The 16,898-nt window shown below is 58.4% G+C and carries 14 protein-coding genes; 10 read left to right on the plus strand and 4 right to left on the minus strand.

All coding sequences use genetic code 11. The annotated features are described in order from the left end of the window. The first annotated feature begins 86 nt into the window (after window positions 1-86). Entirely contained in the window at window positions 87-848 is a 762-nt protein-coding gene (locus AC2FFP_RS16840) for an NAD kinase (RefSeq protein ID WP_496768265.1), read from the plus strand. 258 nt (window positions 849-1,106) lie between these two features. On the opposite strand, the gene AC2FFP_RS16845 is transcribed toward AC2FFP_RS16840, so the two are convergent. From AC2FFP_RS16845 to AC2FFP_RS16855, 3 genes are all read right to left on the minus strand, one after another. Then, on the minus strand, window positions 1,107-2,540 hold the full coding sequence (locus tag AC2FFP_RS16845; protein ID WP_496704960.1) for an amidase family protein: 1,434 nt from the start codon (window positions 2,538-2,540) through the stop codon (window positions 1,107-1,109). 94 nt (window positions 2,541-2,634) lie between these two features. Continuing rightward, a complete protein-coding gene (gene prpE, locus AC2FFP_RS16850) occupies window positions 2,635-4,524 on the minus strand; it encodes a propionate-CoA ligase PrpE (RefSeq protein WP_496881261.1) in 1,890 nt (629 codons plus the stop codon). A gap of 274 nt (window positions 4,525-4,798) precedes the next feature. Beyond that, window positions 4,799-7,072: an NADP-dependent malic enzyme gene (locus tag AC2FFP_RS16855; protein ID WP_496768269.1), complete on the minus strand. Its 2,274-nt coding sequence runs from the start codon at window positions 7,070-7,072 to the stop codon at window positions 4,799-4,801. A 185-nt stretch (window positions 7,073-7,257) separates the two neighbouring features. Here AC2FFP_RS16855 and AC2FFP_RS16860 point away from each other — a divergent pair, with 185 nt between their 5' ends. From AC2FFP_RS16860 to upp, 7 genes are all read left to right on the plus strand, one after another. Next, entirely contained in the window at window positions 7,258-7,962 is a 705-nt protein-coding gene (locus AC2FFP_RS16860; protein ID WP_496768271.1) for a hypothetical protein, read from the plus strand. Next, entirely contained in the window at window positions 7,925-9,028 is a 1,104-nt protein-coding gene (locus AC2FFP_RS16865; RefSeq protein WP_496768273.1) for a cupin domain-containing protein, read from the plus strand. The genes AC2FFP_RS16860 and AC2FFP_RS16865 overlap by 38 nt, the downstream gene beginning before the upstream one ends. A gap of 103 nt (window positions 9,029-9,131) precedes the next feature. Then, window positions 9,132-9,524 carry a cytidine deaminase gene (locus AC2FFP_RS16870; protein WP_108860194.1) on the plus strand — a complete coding sequence of 131 codons (393 nt, stop codon included), beginning with the start codon at window positions 9,132-9,134 and terminating at the stop codon, window positions 9,522-9,524. Between the two features lie 4 nt (window positions 9,525-9,528). Beyond that, window positions 9,529-10,836 (plus strand): thymidine phosphorylase, encoded by a 1,308-nt coding sequence (locus AC2FFP_RS16875; RefSeq protein WP_496768275.1) that lies wholly within the window; start codon window positions 9,529-9,531, stop codon window positions 10,834-10,836. Next, entirely contained in the window at window positions 10,833-12,044 is a 1,212-nt protein-coding gene (locus AC2FFP_RS16880) for a phosphopentomutase (RefSeq protein ID WP_496768277.1), read from the plus strand. The genes AC2FFP_RS16875 and AC2FFP_RS16880 overlap by 4 nt, the downstream gene beginning before the upstream one ends. Further along, window positions 12,041-13,027 (plus strand): adenosine deaminase, encoded by a 987-nt coding sequence (locus AC2FFP_RS16885; RefSeq protein WP_496881262.1) that lies wholly within the window; start codon window positions 12,041-12,043, stop codon window positions 13,025-13,027. Before AC2FFP_RS16880 ends, AC2FFP_RS16885 begins: the two co-directional genes overlap by 4 nt. After that, the gene (gene upp / locus AC2FFP_RS16890) at window positions 13,024-13,656 is read left to right on the plus strand and encodes a uracil phosphoribosyltransferase (RefSeq protein WP_170443013.1); all 633 of its coding nucleotides are present in this window, start codon (window positions 13,024-13,026) and stop codon (window positions 13,654-13,656) included. Before AC2FFP_RS16885 ends, upp begins: the two co-directional genes overlap by 4 nt. A 5-nt stretch (window positions 13,657-13,661) precedes the next feature. Here the strand turns inward: upp and AC2FFP_RS16895 are convergent, their stop codons facing one another. After that, on the minus strand, window positions 13,662-14,675 hold the full coding sequence (locus AC2FFP_RS16895) for a hypothetical protein (RefSeq protein ID WP_496881263.1): 1,014 nt from the start codon (window positions 14,673-14,675) through the stop codon (window positions 13,662-13,664). Window positions 14,676-14,828: 153 nt separating this feature from the next. Between AC2FFP_RS16895 and AC2FFP_RS16900 the strand changes: the two genes are divergently transcribed. Next, entirely contained in the window at window positions 14,829-15,764 is a 936-nt protein-coding gene (locus tag AC2FFP_RS16900) for a DMT family transporter (protein WP_496739742.1), read from the plus strand. Between the two features lie 322 nt (window positions 15,765-16,086). Further along, window positions 16,087-16,845, plus strand: coding sequence for a Hint domain-containing protein (locus tag AC2FFP_RS16905; RefSeq protein ID WP_496726093.1), 759 nt, complete (start codon window positions 16,087-16,089; stop codon window positions 16,843-16,845). Window positions 16,846-16,898 lie beyond the last annotated feature (53 nt).

Raw genomic sequence — 16,898 nt, forward strand, 5'->3', positions numbered from 1 at the left:
TGGCCCGCTGTGGCGTCAAGTCTGGCTTATCGGGGAAAGGTATGGTTGTTTCGGAACCAAATGTGCAAGACCGGAAACCGCAACAAATGATCCAGAGAATCGCTTTCCTCGCCAGCGACGTCAAAGTGGCCCAAACAGCCCGCGACGTGCTGGTGAAACGTTATGGAAACGCGGCACCGCGGGATGCCGATGTGGTCGTTGCACTGGGCGGTGACGGGTTCATGCTCCATACGCTGCACAGCATGCAGCACCTGGATACACCGGTTTATGGCATGAATCGCGGCACAATCGGCTTTCTGATGAACGAATTCCACGAGGGGGACCTTATGGCCCGTCTGGGGGAAGCCGAGGAAGAAGTCATCAACCCACTGGCCATGCGTGCGATGGATCAGTCAGGTAAGATGCACGAGGCGCTGGCGATCAACGAGGTGTCGCTGCTGCGCGCCGGACCACAGGCTGCGCGCCTCAGGATAAGCGTCGATGGCCGTGTTCGTATGGATGAGCTGGTCTGCGATGGTGCACTGCTGTCTACGCCCGCCGGATCGACCGCCTACAACTACTCGGCTCACGGCCCGATTCTGCCAATTGGATCAGATGTTCTTGCTCTGACGGCTATTGCTGCATTCAGGCCACGCCGGTGGCGCGGCGCGCTGTTGCCCAAGATCGCCAAGGTGCGTTTTGATGTGCTGGATGCGGACAAGCGCCCGGTCATGGCGGATGCAGATTCGGTGTCTTTCGCTGATATCGACTGGGTTGAGATCCGCTCTGAACCTGCAATCCAGCACCGCATTTTATTCGACCCAGGGCATGGGTTGGAAGAGCGCCTGATATCCGAGCAATTCACCTAAATTTTGGGACTTACGAATTTTTTAGAAGTTGTGTGAAGCAGTTCACATGAGCTTCATTAACTTTCCGCTAATCTGATCTTGCCCGGAGAACACGTCTCGGTGGGAGTGAGTGGCCACCAAACGACGTTTTCGAACGATAGCGCAGTTTACGCGCTGGCGAGGGTAGGTGGTGCTACGCTCGTTAATGATATCTGGGCTTATTTTAGTAAGCGGACCCCGGGCACAAAAACCCGGGGTCTATTTTCGTTTTGGGTCGCACTACGTGCCCATCTTCTCCCACAACGGCAAGCACATCTGACCGACGCGCGCCTCAATTGCAGCGGCGGCATCCACGGCCATATCTTCGCGCCAGCGGCGGGCAGCGATCTGGACATTGATCGGCTGCGGGCCGCTGGGCAAATCCGCCAGCCGGGACGGAACGCAAGCGGCGGGCAGGCCAAGGAAGTTCATCGCATAGGAATAAACGGCGCAGCCAAGAACCTCGTGCACCCCTTCGGCACCTTCGGTGTCCCGATCCGGCTTGAAGAATGGTTGCGGCAGGAAGGGCGACAAGACCAAAGCATAGTCTTCCATAAACAGTGACCACTCGCGGGCGTAGTGGCTGCGCTTGGCCAGCATCCGGATCAGGTCGGTGTCCACGATGGGTGGGAACTCTTGGAAATAGACATCAAAGATTTCGCGGATGGTTTCAGATCCTGCTGCCTTGATGTCGCTTTGCATCAGGGTCAGAACTTCGCCCATCAAGGCGCGATACCCAGACCGACCGCACTCGAATACATCCGGCGGGTCGATCTCTTCCACCAGATAGCCAGCGTCGACCAACGCATCGCGGGCCGTGTCCAGCGCCTTGTCGACCTCGGGGTGCAGCGCATAGCCGAAGGTGTTTTTGGTGAAGGCCACTTTTATGGGGCCTTCCAAGGCTTCCCCGCGCCACGGCATTGAAACGTGAAACGGATCGCGCGGGTCGGCGGCGACCAAGCTGGGCATGGACAGATGCAGGTCGGCGGCAGAGCGGGTAATCAGCCCCTGCACCGACATGGATTGTGCCAGAATTCCGCGTTCGGCTTGTTGGCTGGGGTTCCAAGCGGGGACACGCCCCAACCCGGGTTTAACCGTGACCGCGCCATTGGCCGCCGCGGGAAACCGCAGACTGCCACCGATGTCGTTGCCATGCGCCAGCGCGCCGATCCCAGCCATCACGCCCGCACCGGCCCCGCCCGAAGACCCACCGGGCGAGATATGGCGGCCCCACGGGTTATGTGTCCGACCATGCAGCGGGTTGTCTGTATCGGCGCGGAATGAGAATTCGGGCGTGTTGGTCCGCCCGATCACGATGGCCCCGGCATTCTGCAGATTGCGCACAACCGGCGCGTCGTCGGGCGCGATCACATTCTTCAGGGCAACAACACCGTTCGAGGTCGCGTACCCCTTTTGATCGACGTTGATCTTGATAGTGACGGGAACGCCATGCAACGGCCCCACGGGTGCACCGCCCGCCACGGCCGCATCCAGTTCACGCGCACGCTCCAACGCCTCGGTGCTCAGGTCTTTGACCACCGCGTTCAGGTCTGGGTTGGCCTGATGCATTCGGTCGACTGCATTCTGAGTAGCCTCCAGCGCGCTCAACTCACCGCTGCGGGTCAAGGCGGTCAGGTCGGTGGCGTTCAGACGCCAGATATCGGTTTGTGTCATGGGCCCTCGCTGTCTTGGGATGACAGTAGGGGGCTTGTTTCAGGTTGCAAGAGAAAGACAGGCGGCGGGCGACGGATCGTCGCCCGCTGATCTGTTATTGCGCGTAGCCAATAGATTTCAACGCGTCAGTGATTTCATCCAGAATGGCGGGGTCATCAATGGTGGCAGGCATCTTGTATTCCTTGCCGTCCGCAATCGACACCATCGTTCCACGCAGGATCTTGCCCGAGCGGGTCTTGGGAAGGCGGTCTACCACCACGGCTAGTTTGAACGCAGCGACCGGCCCAATCTTTTCGCGCACCAGTTTGACCACATCCTGAACCACCTCGCCATGGTCGCGGTCACAGCCCGCATTCAGGCATAGGAACCCCACCGGCATTTGACCCTTCAACTGGTCCGTCACACCAATCACTGCACATTCGGCCACGTCGGGGTGGGCGGCCAGAACCTCCTCCATCCCGCCGGTCGACAAGCGGTGGCCAGCGACGTTGATCACGTCATCGGTGCGCGCCATGATGTAAAGGTAACCATCCTCGTCCACCATGCCTGCATCGCCGGTCTCGTAATAACCAGGGAATTGGTTCAGGTATGAACTTTTGAACCGATCCTCGGCATTCCATAGCGTTGGCAAGGTGCCCGGGGGCAGGGGAAGCTTGATCGCAATTGCGCCCAGCTCACCTGGCTTCATCGGATGACCGCCTTCGTCCAAAATCTGCACGTCATAGCCCGGCATCGGTTTGGCGGGTGAACCCAGCTTGACCGGCAGTTCCTCGATCCCCAGTGGGTTGCCGGCGATGGTCCAGCCGGTTTCGGTCTGCCACCAGTGATCGATCACCGGCACTTTCAACGCGTCCTGCGCCCATTCGATCGTATCTGGATCAGCCCGCTCGCCCGCCAGATACAACGCGCGCAGGCAGGAGAGGTCATACTTCGCCAACATCTCGCCCTTGGGGTCTTCGCGTTTGACGGCGCGGATGGCGGTTGGGGCGGTGAAAAAGCTTTTGACCTTATGCTCGGAAATCACCCGCCAGAACGTGCCTGCGTCGGGCGTGCCAACGGGCTTGCCTTCAAACACAATCGTCGTGTTGCCGTGAATCAACGGAGCATAACAAATGTAGGAGTGTCCTACGACCCAGCCCACATCCGACGCTGCCCAGAACACATCGCCCGGATCGACATCGTAGATATTTTTCATCGTCCAGTTCAGCGCCACCAAATGGCCTGCGGTCGGACGCACAACGCCCTTGGGCGCGCCGGTCGTGCCCGAGGTGTACAGGATGTATGCCGGATCATTGCCATCGACCGGAACGCATTCGGCCGGTTCGACTCCGTACTGGAAGCCGTGCCAGTTGTAGTCGCGCCCTTCAATTAATTGCGCCACTTCCTGCTCGCGCTGGAAGACCACACAGAATTCGGGCTTGTGGTTAGCCATGTCGATGGCCCCGTCCAGCAGGGGTTTGTAATGCACGACGCGACCCGGTTCCATCCCGCAGGATGCGGCGATGATCGCCTTGGGTTTGGCGTCGTCGATCCGGACAGCCAGCTCATTGCTGGCAAAGCCGCCGAATACCACCGAGTGCACGGCCCCCAGACGGGCGCAGGCGAGCATGGCCTCCAGCGCTTCGGGGATCATTGGCATATAGATGATGACCCGGTCGCCCTTTTCCACGCCCTTGGCACGCAATGCCCCGGCCAGATTGGCCACGCGATTGCGCAGTTCGACATATGAAATCTCGCGCTTGGTGTGCGTGATCGGGCTGTCATAGATGATTGCGGCCTGTTCGCCGCGACCATTTTCGACATGCCGGTCGACCGCGTTCCAGCAGGTGTTCACTTTGGCATCGCTGAACCACTCATACAAAGGGGCGTTATCGTCAAACAGGGCTTTGGTCGGCGGTTGAACCCAGTCAATTGCCTTTGCAGCGTTCATCCAAAAAGCCTCTGGATCCGATTTCCAACCTTCGTAAATGTCCTGATATGCCACAGTGAACTCCTCCTAAATCTCCTTGAGAAATGTGTTATGTGGCCAGGGGGCACCGCACAAGCGAGCGCTGTGACGGAGCGTCACTTTATCGCAAAAAATTTGCAGGAATCCGCAGGCTGGCCTGCAAATTGTTGCAAATCATCGCCTTTTTGCTGACTTTTTGCGATCAATAATGCACTTTTGCAAAGTTGAATATTTTGGCGTGCAAATTATTGCCTGCTGTGAATCAAACAGGGCGCCGATACTGGCGCCCTGAATACTGTGCTCAGGTTTATTAACCGTAATGCGCTACGGGTGTACCCGCGATCGCCGCCATATTCAGCAATCCGCGCGCTGTGATCGACGGTGTCACGATATGCGCCTTGTTGCCCATGCCCATCAGGATCGGGCCGACCTCCAAGCCATCGGCCTTCATTTTCAGGATATTGCGCACTCCGCTCGCCGCATCCGCATGGGCAAAGATCAGAACGTTTGCTGTTCCTTTCAGGCGTGAGTTCGGGAAGATCCGCGAACGCAGTTCAGGGTCGAGGGCCAGATCCAGATTCATTTCACCTTCATATGTGAAATCGCGCGGCTCGGCGTCGAGGATATCCAGTGCCGCCCGCAACCTTTTGCCCGATCCTTCAGCCTGATTGCCAAACTGCGACTGAGAACAGAAGGCGATTTTAGGCTCGATCCCGAAACGCCGAACATGACGCGCGGCGCCAATGGTCGACTCGGCCAGCTCTTCTGGGGTTGGCAGCTGCCGAACATGGGTATCGGCAATGAACAGCGGTCCGTCCTCGAGGATCATCAGCGACAGCGCGCCATGCGGGTGAAGATCGCCATCGCCCAGAACCTGTTCTACGTAGTTCAGGTGCCAACGATACTCGCCGAAGGTACCGCAGATCATGCTGTCTGCCTCACCACGTTGCACCATGATGGCCGCAATGGCGGTGTTGTTTGTGCGCATGATCGCCTTGGCCAGATCCGGCGTGACACCGCGGCGCTGCATAATCTCGTGATACGAGTTCCAGTAGTCGTAATAACGCGGGTCGTCTTGCGGGTTCACAATCTGGAAGTCTTTGCCGGGACGGACCGTCAGCCCCAGCCGCTCGCATCGTGCGTTGATCACTTCGGGGCGGCCGATCAAGATCGGGGTTTCGGTTGTTTCTTCGAGAATGGCCTGGGCTGCGCGCAGAACGCGCTCGTCCTCACCCTCGGCAAACACGATCCGGCGCGAGGCCACGGCCGCAGCCTCAAAGACAGGGCGCATTAGCAGGGCAGACTTGAATACGGACTGATTCAACCGCTCTTTGTATGCCTCGATGTCCGTGATCGGGCGCTTGGCCACACCGCTTTCCATCGCGGCTTTGGCAACGGCCGAGGACACGACGCCGACAAGGCGCGGGTCAAAGGGTTTGGGGATCAGATAATCGGGGCCAAAAGTCAGTTGCTCACCTTTATAGGCCGCTGCCGCCTCGGCGCTGGTCGTCGCCCGGGCCATCTCAGCGATCCCGTCCACGCAGGCGATCTGCATTTCATCGTTGATTTCGGTCGCCCCCACGTCCAGCGCGCCTCGGAAGATGAAAGGGAAACACAAAACGTTGTTGACCTGATTGGGGAAGTCGCTGCGGCCCGTGGCAATAATCGCGTCCGGCGCGACTTCACGTGCTGCTTGCGGCAAAATTTCCGGGCTCGGATTGGCCAGCGCGAAGATGATCGGGCGCTTGGCCATTTTCTCAACCATCTCGGGCTTCAGGACGTTCGGCCCGCTGAGGCCAAGGAACAAGTCTGCATCCCCGATCACATCGTCCAGTGTCCGCAAGTCCGTTTTTTGCGCGAATTGGTCCTTATGCGGATTCATGTCCTCTTCACGGCCTTCATAAACAAGCCCGTGAATGTCGCACAGCCAGATATTCTCGCGCTTGACGCCCAGCTTGACCAGCATCATCAGGCAGGCAATTCCCGCTGCGCCGCCACCGGTTGAGACCACTTTGACGTCTTCGAAATTCTTGCCCGCAACGAACAGCGCATTCTTGGCCGCGGCACCCACGACAATGGCGGTGCCGTGCTGGTCGTCATGAAAGACAGGGATGTTCATTCGTTCCCGGCACAGCTTTTCGACGATGAAACAGTCCGGCGCTTTGATGTCTTCAAGGTTGATCGCGCCAAAGGTCGGCTCCAATGCACAAACGATATCCGCCAGTTTCTCGGGGTCGGGTTGATCGACCTCGATGTCGAAACAATCGATCCCGGCGAATTTCTTGAACAAGACGGCCTTGCCTTCCATCACCGGTTTGGATGCAAGCGCGCCAATGTTTCCCAGCCCCAGAACCGCTGTCCCGTTTGAGACGACCGCAACCAGATTCCCGCGTGCGGTATACAGCTCGGCGTTTGCAGGATCCGCTTTGATTTCCAGGCTGGCTTCGGCCACACCGGGTGAATAGGCGCGTGCCAGATCGCGGCCGTTTGCCATTGGTTTGGTCGCTTTGATTTCAAGCTTACCGGGCTTTGGGTGGGCGTGATATTCAAGCGCGGCCTGCCGCAGGCTGGGTGTGTCCGACATCGGCGACTCAACTCCTCAGAAAATTTGATTTAGTGTTAAACTATTTCCCCGGCTTTGGCTACGCTACGTCATTTTGCAACAGTTTTGCTAAAGTTCACCGACGTCCCGTTGAAAAGCGTCGTATTGCTTTTACATTCGGGCAACTTTGGAGCCAACCTAGACCTGTCGAGCACTGAAAGCCATAAATGAGCTATAAAGATGAATTTCAGGCCGGGACCGCCTTCCCGGCGGACCAGGTTGTTGTTGGTCCGGATCGCGCCGTTTACATATCGGTTTTGCTGATCGCCATCCTTGTCCTTGCCGCCGTCGGTATCTGGCCGGTTCTAGCCCTTGCTCTGAACGAAGAGGGCGGATTGTTCGAAACGATCTCGGCCGCTGCGCTGTTTGTCGCGGGCCTGGCTGCGCTCTGGCGCTATCCCGGCATAACTCGTCTTTACATCGCACTGGTCTGTCTGTTGCTGGCGGAAAGAGAGCTTGAGGCGGAAATCTATCCAGTTGACAGCCTGCCATATTGGGTCCTGAACGGTTTGGATAATTTGCTTGATATGACGCTGATCCGGGTGGTTCTGGCCGTCATCGTGATCGGAGGTGCCCTATGGCATGGAGCCCCGGCGGCTTGGCAGGCGGTAAAGCGACGGGCGCCTTTTTTCGTGATTTTCGTGCTGGCGGGATTGCTGGCGGTAACCGCTCAGCTGCTCGAGGAAGTTTCCGGAATTTACCAGGCAGATCTGTCCACACTTATGACAGTACGGCTCTTTGTTTTGGAAGAAACGCTTGAGATGTTCTTTTCGATTGGCATTTTGGCTTCTGTTCTGATCGGATGGCCAAAATCCGATGCCGAAGAGACGCTGAATGACCTCAACCAGAAACAACTGCCAGACACGCGCTGAAATCCGTCTGCCGACAGGCGAGCTGCGCGACGACATCCCGTTCTACACAAAAGTGCTCGGTATGAAGATGGATATGATCTATCCCGCCGACGATCCGCGTGTTGCCGTGTTTTCCGGCCACGGGTTGCGCCTTCGGGTCGAGAAGGACGCGCCCGAGGCCGCTGGTACGATCCGTATCCTGACAGACGATCCTGACGGTTTTGCTGATGGGCAGCGTACTTTGGTCGCGCCCAACGGCACGCGGGTTGAGATTGATGAAATGAACCCTCCGATGGTGATGCCCGAAACGGTGCATTCCTTCGTGGTGCGCAGGCTCAAGGATCAGGCCCCATGGATCATCGGGCGGGCAGGGATGCATTACCGCGATCTTGTGCCGGATCGGCTAGGTGGATCGATCATCGCCAGCCATATCCGTATACCCGATGGGGGCCCGGTGCCGGATATGGTGCATTTCCACAAGGTCGGGTTTCAACTGATTTTCTGCATCCATGGTTGGGTCGACGTCGTCTACGAGGATCAGGGCGACAAAATGCGCCTGACAGCTGGGGATTGCTTTATCCAACCCCCAGAAATCCGCCACCGGGTTCTTGAAGCCTCGAATAATGTTCAGGTGATCGAAATCGGTGTTCCCGCCGAACATGTCACCGAAATCGACCACGAGATGGACCTGCCTACGCCGAATTTCCGCCCGGACCGCGAATGGCAAGGGCAGCGTTTTGTTTATAACAAAGCCGAGAAATCAGCGTGGGGACCATTTCGCCTGCCAGGATACATCTGTCGCGACACGACGATTGCCGAGAATACCAAAGGTGTTGCAGGCGTGCAGGTCGTACGAAAAGGGCAGGGTGAACCGATCTGGGCAACGCATGACACGGATATCCATTTTACCTTCGTCATGACGGGCGAGGTAACTCTGAAAGGTGAAGGGCGCGATCCGTTCCGTTTGGAACAAGGGGATGCGTTCGTGATCCCGCCCGGTATGCGCACCAAACTGTCCGATCCTTCCGATGATGTCGAATTGCTTGAGGTTACGCTTCCGGGGATCTTCAATACCAAGCTGGGCTAAGAGGATTTTAGCCCAGGAATCTTGCGCGCGGGGGTTCAACTCCCTGCGCTCTTTCCTTTAGGGTATGATTTTCTGACCAGTTGATCAAAAACGGGGAATCGCCATGACTTTGAAAGATGCAGCACTGTCTGTTCGGGAAAAAGCCTATGCGCCTTATTCCAACTTCAAGGTTGGGGCGGCGATCCGGTCCGCATCCGGCGAGGTCCACGCGGGTTGCAACGTGGAAAACGTGGCCTATCCCGAAGGCACATGTGCCGAGGCCGGGGCAATCGCTGCGATGGTCGCTGCGGGCGAACAGGAATTGTCCGAGGTCTATGTTGTTGCCTCAAGTCCGCAACCGGTTCCGCCTTGTGGCGGTTGCCGGCAAAAGCTGGCCGAATTTGGCAAGCGGGACGTCAAGGTGACGCTGGCGACCGTGGATGGCGCCGAGTTTGTAACCACGATTGGACAATTGCTGCCGGGCGCTTTCGACGCCTCGCACATGGAGGACGTCTGATCCAATGGACGCCCGTTCGATCATTGCAAAACTGCGCCGGAACGAGGTGCCGACCGGAGATGAGCTGAACTGGTTCGCGCAAGGGTTGGCCGATGGTGGTGTCAGCGACGCCCAAGCGGGCGCTTTTGCCATGGCCGTCTGCATGGGTGGATTGGGCACCAAAGGGCGCGCCGATCTGACGATCGCTATGCGCGACAGCGGTGATGTGCTCAGCTGGGATTTCGATGGCCCGGTAATCGACAAACACTCGACCGGTGGGGTGGGGGATAGCGTAAGCCTTGTGCTCGCCCCTGCACTGGCCGAGTTGGGGGCTTATGTCCCCATGATCTCGGGCCGAGGTCTGGGGCATACTGGCGGTACCCTGGACAAGCTTGAGGCCATTCCCGGTGTCAGCACCCAGATCGGTCAGGACCGCCTGACGCAGATTTTGCGCGAAACCGGCGCGGCCATTGTCGGGGCCACGGGGCAGATCGCCCCGGCAGACAAACGCCTTTATGCGATCCGTGATGTGACGGCGACCGTTGAAAGCCTGGACCTGATCACAGCGTCGATCCTGTCCAAGAAACTGGCCGCCAGCCCCGAGGCTTTGGTGCTGGACGTCAAGGTCGGCAGCGGTGCGTTCATGAAGACGCTGGAAGATGCGCGCAAACTGGCAAAGGCCCTGTCGGAAACTGCGAATGCAGCAGGTTGCCGGACCTCGGCGGTCATCACCGATATGCACCAACCTTTGGCGCCTGCGCTGGGCAATGCGTTGGAAGTGGCCGAGGTGATGAAGGTCATGACGCAAGACCCCTATGCCCCGCTGGCCGAAATCTCGGCCGAGTTGGGCGGGGTTCTGCTGGCGGATGCCGGGATGTTCGCAACCGCCGAAGAAGGGCGCGACAAGATCACGGATGTCATCCGCGACGGTCGCGCGGCGGAACACTTTGGGCGTATGATGGCAGCCGTAGGCGCGCCGCTGCAGTTTGTTGAAAACTGGTCCCGGTACTTGCCAGAGGCCAGCGTGATCCTTGAAGTTCCGGCACCGACCAACGGACACATCACTGCGATTAACGGCGAAGCGCTGGGCCTGGCGGTAGTTGCGCTGGGCGGCGGGCGGCAGGTTGAAAACGACGTCATCGACCCGGCCGTGGGTCTGTCTGACATCGTCCGGCTAGGCGACAAAGTCGAGAAGGGTGCGCCGTTAGCAGTAATCCACGCGTCCCGGGAGGATGCCGCGCGGCAGGCCGCGGAGACCGTTCTCGGCGCGATCACGGTAGGCGCCGATGCCCCGGCAGAGCCCATCCTTGTCCACGAAAGGATTACGCCGTGACCCGCGCGTTTCTTGTGGTAATGGACTCGGTTGGCATCGGCGGCGCGCCGGATGCTGATCGGTTTTTCAATGGCGATGTGCCGGACACGGGTGCAAACACACTTGCCCATATTGCACAAGCTTGCGCCGAAGGACGGGCAGAAGACGGGCGCTCAGGCGCGCTGCACCTGCCAAACTTGGATGCGCTTGGGTTGGGGGCGGCAACGCGGTTGGCATCAGGAGCTGAAACGCCGGGGTTGGAGGTCGATCCGTCTGGGCGCTGGGGGTGCGCGAGAGAGCATTCACTGGGCAAGGATACACCTTCGGGCCATTGGGAGCTGGCCGGTCTGCCGGTGCCGTGGGAATGGCATTATTTCCCGGATACCACGCCTTCATTCCCTGCCGACCTAAGCCGGGCTGCGGCACAGGCGGCTGGAACAGACGGTATTCTGGGTGATTGTCACGCCTCGGGCACGACCATTATCGCCGATTTGGGGGCCGAGCATATACGGACCGGCTGGCCCATCTGCTACACTTCCGCCGACAGCGTGTTTCAGATCGCCGCGCATGAAGAGAGCTTTGGCCTCGACCGTCTGCTGGAGATGTGCAAAGCGCTCGCCCCGCGATTGCATGAGATGAAAGTTGGCCGCGTTATCGCACGGCCGTTTGTTGGTACACCTGAAGAGGGATTTACCCGCACCACCAACCGCAAGGATTTCGCGATCCTACCCCCCGCGCCAGTTCTGACAAATTGGGCACAAGACGCAGGCCGTCAGGTTCATGCCGTGGGCAAGATTGGTGACATCTTTTCGATGCAAGGAATCGACACGCTGCGAAAAGGGTCGGATGCCGAGTTGATGGGTCACCTGTCTGATCTGGTCGATGTGGCCGAAGAGGGTAGCCTGACCTTTGCCAATTTTGTTGAATTCGACAGCCTCTATGGCCACCGCCGCGATATCAGCGGCTATGCCCGCGCGCTAGAACGGTTCGACCGCGAAATCGGTGTGATCCTGAAAAAACTGCGCCCGGGCGATCTTATGCTTTTGACCGCCGATCACGGCAACGATCCCAGTTGGATCGGCACCGACCACACGCGCGAACAGGTGCCCGTTCTGATCGCCGGGCAAGGCACGGACCAAATCGGGGCCGTCGATTTTGCCGATGTCGCCGCAAGTATCGCACACCATCTGAACATTCCGGCACAAGGGCCGGGGAAGAGTTTTCTATGACCGTCGCAGACCTACCAAAAATCGAGTTGCACCTGCACCATGAAGGTGCAGCGCCGCCTGATTTCATCCGCCAGCTTGCGCATGAAAAACGCATAGACCTGAGCGGTATCTTTAAATCAGACGGAAGTTATGACTTCCGCGACTTCGCCCACTTTCTCAGCGTCTACGAGGCCGCCTGCGAAGTACTTAAATCGCCCGAGGATTTCCGTCGCCTGACTTTGGCCATTCTAGAGGAAAGCGCTGCGAATGGGGTGGTCTACTCGGAAACCTTCCTCAGCCCAGATTTCTGCGGCGGCGGGGATGTGCACGCCTGGCGTGACTATCTGAACGCCATTCAGGACGCGGCGGACGAGGCCGAGCGCAAGTTCGATATCACCCTGCGCGGCGTTGTCACCTGTGTTCGTCATTTCGGACCCGAGCAGGCAAAACAAAGCGCTTTTTGCGCGGCGGAAACCGCTGGTAATTGGATCACCGGATTTGGAATGGGCGGAAACGAGGGCGTCGGGACGCAGGGCGATTTCAAATGGGCCTTTGAATGTGCCCGCGAAGCTGGGCTGCGCTTGACCACCCATGCCGGAGAGTTCGGCGGCCCCGAAAGCGTTCGCGATGCTGTTCGGGACCTCGGTGTCGAACGGGTCGGCCACGGCGTGCGGGCCATTGAGGACGACGATCTGATCCGGGAACTTGTTGACCGCGAAGTCACGCTTGAAGTCTGCCCCGGTTCCAACGTGGTTCTGGGCCTGTTCCCAGATTTTGCGGCACATCCGATTGCCCGGTTGCGCGATCAGGGTGTAAACGTCACAGTTTCCACCGACGATCCGCCGTTTTTCCATACCACCATGCGGCGCGAATATGAGATGCTGCATCAGGCCTTTGGCTGGGACGCCGAGGATTTTGCGGCCCTGAACGACACAGCCCTGAATGCGGCCTTCTGCGATGATGGCACCCGCGAACGGGTCAAGAAAAGACTGGAGAGAACATGAGCGAACACCTGACCGTCGTTGACCACCCGCTGGTGCAGCACAAACTGACGCTCATGCGGGATAAGGGCACCTCGACCGCCGTGTTCCGCCAGCTGTTGCGCGAGATCACGCTGCTGTTGGCCTATGAGGTCACACGTGAGCTGAAGCTGACCACCCGGCACATCGAAACCCCCATGGAGGAAATGGATGCCCCCATTCTGGCGGGTAAAAAACTGGCTCTGGTGTCGATCCTGCGTGCCGGAAACGGAATGTTGGACGGGGTGCTGGAACTGGTCCCCTCGGCCCGTGTCGGGTTTGTCGGGCTGTACCGCGACGAAGAAACCCTGAAGCCTGTGCAATACTACTTCAAAGCGCCTGAAGGTCTGAAGGATCGGCTGGTCATCGCGGTTGATCCGATGCTGGCAACCGGCAACAGCTCGGCTGCGGCGATTGATTTGCTGAAAGAAGCCGGGGCGACCGATATCCGTTTCCTCTGCCTGCTGGCCGCGCCCGAAGGCGTTGCCCGCATGAAAGAGGCACATCCTGACGTAAAGATTGTCACAGCGTCGTTGGATCGCGAGTTAAACTCAAAAGGGTATATCATGCCTGGGTTGGGCGATGCCGGCGACCGGATGTTCGGCACCAAGTAACCGGCTTACTCGCCGCAGATATTCTGCAGCCGGACCCAATCACGGTCCGGCAGCACTTGTGGCAGAGGGCGACCCGCCATCGGGTCCGCCTCGATCAGGCCCAGAGTGGCTTCCCCCGTGACATCCACAGCAAAGGCATATGGCGTTGAAGGCAGCGCCGCCTGGGCAAATACCTCTAGCAAAGCTTGATCAGACAAAGCTGGGCGCGGTTCTGACAAGACCTGCTCGGTATAGGCGTCAACGATCTCTGGCGTCAGCTCTCCGGTTGTCAGCAGGCGAAACGCCGTCGTTGGGCCGGTTCGGTCCAGCACCTCGTCCAATGGGTCTTGTGCGGCGGCTCGCGCGCGTTCGGCGATGATGTAACCGGCAGCGATGGATGGGTCCTCGTGATCTTCGACCAATGAGCGGTTCAGCAGAATGATCCCACCAGGCAGGCCGAGGCTTGTTTGCACACCTGCGGGCAGAATAACGACCTCTCGCACGCCGGTTCGGGCTGCCAGTTGGTCCAACGCAGCCTGTGCATCCTCTGAGGTGCACGAAACACCCGAAACCCGTTCAATCCGGTGCAGGATCGCATCCCCGATATCGTATCGCTTGATCTCGGGGACAACAGAAACGACGTGGTTTTGCAGCGCGGCTGGAACCCAAAGCAGCAATAATGCGGCAACTGCAGCAACCACTCCCGCAACACTAAGCCAACGCAACCGTCCGGGATGCGGGCGCGACCGATCAATTGCCTTTTGCAAACGGTCGATCGCCGCGATCATCGTGGTCTCGGTTTCTTCCAGCTCCAGCGTTTCGTCGGGGTCGCCGTCCGGGTTGAAGATTGCGGGATAAAGTCCGGGGTTCTGTCGTTCCAGCGCAGCCAATGACCAATGGGTCAATGCCCGATCGTTGAAATCAGAAATCGTCAGCGTTGCTTCGCCAATCGACACCACAACCTCGCGCCGCTGCACGTCGGGCGAGGGGCGCCACAGACCGGTGGCTTCGATCCGTTGGTACTGTTTCAGAGCCGTCATCAAGGTGAGGTTTGCTCGTTATTATTTTGCCCCAGCTTAACATGGTAAATTCAAAGGGCGCAAACCAGTTGCGCCATCTGCGATAAATGTGCTGGATACAACGACACGTGCAGGGTTGTCCTGTCGTGCCCCACCATTTTACCGAGGCGAAAGATGCAGGCGGACACTCAGACCTCACCGATACTGGCATCGGTGCTGATGATCAGCGCCATGGCGATCATCGGGGTGATCGACAATGTGGTGATCCTGTTGGCGGAAACGGTTGGCCTGTGGCAATTCCACCTGAGCCGCGCGTTGCTAATGTTGCCGCTGATCTTCGGTCTATCGCTATTGGGGCTGGGCAGTATGCGCCCGAAACGATTTGGCCCGGTGATTCTGCGCAGCGTACTGATCACCCTGGCCATGTTGTTCTATTTCGCATCGCTTGCGGTCATGCCGATTGCGCAGGCGCTGGCCGGGTTGTTCACATCGCCGATTTTTGTCCTTTTGATCTCGGCCCTGGCAATGAAGCAGCGGATTGGCCCTTGGCGTATTGTTGCGGTTCTACTGGGGTTTGCGGGAATTCTGTGCGTGCTGCAGCTTGACCCCTACGATTTCGATACTCGCAGCCTGTTGCCGGTCGCCGGGGGTCTGTTCTACGCGCTGAGTGCCGTTATCACGCGCAGCCATTGTTCCGATGAAAGCACCGTGGCGCTGCTGGCTGCGATGATCATCACGCTGGGATCGGCCGGGGCGATTGGCCTTCTGGTACTTGAGCTGTTTCCGGTGGCCGCGCCGGATGGTCCCGACGGCTTCGCCGCGCGGGGTTGGGTCTGGCAGATGCAACCTGCATTGCCGTGGATCGCAATACAGGCGGTTGGTTCCACGATTGCCGTCTTCATGTTGATCAAGGCCTATCAGGTGGGCGAGCCGTCCTATGTCGCGGTCTTTGAGTACTCGGTCATGATTTTTGGTCCGCTCTTTGCCTTTGCGGCTTTCGGGCAGGCGATCGGGCCGATGCAGATTGGCGGGATTGGCTTGATTGCAATCGCAGGTGCCCTGTTGGGATGGCGAGCAGGGCGCGAGGCTGCCCGGCCAGAACCGGTTTAGCCTTATCCTGAGGCCAGCCATTTGTTTTGGGTGGGCAATCGGGGATCATTCAGACCGGATACCGATGGGTGTAACACGACCTGCCCGATTTCAGCCGACGGGCTCAGACAGATTCGGCGGCACGGATGACCGCTGGTGTAAATTATAGTTTCCAAAAATCTGCCAATTTTTACCAATTGCGCAGTGTTGTTTAAAGAATTGTTGTTTTTCACGGCTTTAAGAGCGCAAATTGGGCGGCAATGTGTCTGAATTAAGTCGCCCATGGTTAAGTCGTGCTAGTCGTTATGAGTAGTTGTTTTTGTGTCAGAAATGGGTGCGACACGTGTTAAATGTACAGAGTGTTTTGAGTTATGAGGCCGTTCCGAACCGGGAAGTGCAGGACAATCCTGCGATTTCGCTGAACGCGCGTCGGGGTGGTTTTGTCCACGGAACTAAGATTGCGACGGATCGCGGTTGGCAGCCTGTTGAAGGACTGCAAGCAGGCGATCTGATCCGCACGATGGACAACGGGTTCAGGGCAGTCTCGCGGGTTGCGACGGATTGCATAGCAATCGCTGCCAGCGAGTCCAGGTCGGAAAACTTACCTGTCCGTGTGCCATCGAACACTTTGTATAACGGCGATCCGGTCTGGTTGATGCCAGAGCAGGGCGTGGCGTTGGACAACACCAAGCTGAGCCAGGGTCCGATCACGCTGCCGATCAGCATGCCTGTGGTGCCTGCGCGGGTTCTCAGTGGAACGTTTCGACTTTCGTCCAGCGCGCCCTCATTGCTGTTTGAGGTTTGTTCGTTGTTCTTTGAGCAAGACGAAGTGATCTATATCGAGGGTGGTTTGCGCGCCTTTTGTCCTGCGGGCCGCTTTGGGTCGAACAGCCGGCCCGCGAACGCCTCATACAAGGTGGTCGATGCTGATCGGACCGAAGACCTGATCGACATGGTCGCGCATAGCAGGGACATTGCTGTTCTTGCGAATTCACTGGGCGCATTACCGGCTCCGATCATGCAGAACCCGATTTTTCCAGCGCGGCCTGTCATGGGTGCGCGACGTCCTGGTCGGCCGGGGCGGCCTGCACCGATATTCTAATTTTTGTTAAGCTATTGATTAAAGAATGGCGCTGGCGCGGTAACCCGCACCAG

This window comes from Ruegeria sp. YTSC004, from assembly GCF_059609805.1.

Excerpts from the sequence above, each read along its gene's own strand:
- AC2FFP_RS16875 (WP_496768275.1), top strand. The coding sequence starts at position 9,529 with ATGGACGCCCGTTCGATCATTGCAAAACTGCGCCGGAACGAGGTGCCG.
- AC2FFP_RS16885 (WP_496881262.1), top strand. The coding sequence starts at position 12,041 with ATGACCGTCGCAGACCTACCAAAAATCGAGTTGCACCTGCACCATGAA.
- AC2FFP_RS16870 (WP_108860194.1), top strand. The coding sequence starts at position 9,132 with ATGACTTTGAAAGATGCAGCACTGTCTGTTCGGGAAAAAGCCTATGCG.
- AC2FFP_RS16860 (WP_496768271.1), top strand. The coding sequence starts at position 7,258 with ATGAGCTATAAAGATGAATTTCAGGCCGGGACCGCCTTCCCGGCGGAC.
- AC2FFP_RS16855 (WP_496768269.1), bottom strand. The coding sequence starts at position 7,072 with ATGTCGGACACACCCAGCCTGCGGCAGGCCGCGCTTGAATATCACGCC.
- upp (WP_170443013.1), top strand. The coding sequence starts at position 13,024 with ATGAGCGAACACCTGACCGTCGTTGACCACCCGCTGGTGCAGCACAAA.
- AC2FFP_RS16865 (WP_496768273.1), top strand. The coding sequence starts at position 7,925 with ATGACCTCAACCAGAAACAACTGCCAGACACGCGCTGAAATCCGTCTG.
- AC2FFP_RS16895 (WP_496881263.1), bottom strand. The coding sequence starts at position 14,675 with ATGACGGCTCTGAAACAGTACCAACGGATCGAAGCCACCGGTCTGTGG.
- AC2FFP_RS16840 (WP_496768265.1), top strand. The coding sequence starts at position 87 with ATGATCCAGAGAATCGCTTTCCTCGCCAGCGACGTCAAAGTGGCCCAA.
- AC2FFP_RS16900 (WP_496739742.1), top strand. The coding sequence starts at position 14,829 with ATGCAGGCGGACACTCAGACCTCACCGATACTGGCATCGGTGCTGATG.
- AC2FFP_RS16845 (WP_496704960.1), bottom strand. The coding sequence starts at position 2,540 with ATGACACAAACCGATATCTGGCGTCTGAACGCCACCGACCTGACCGCC.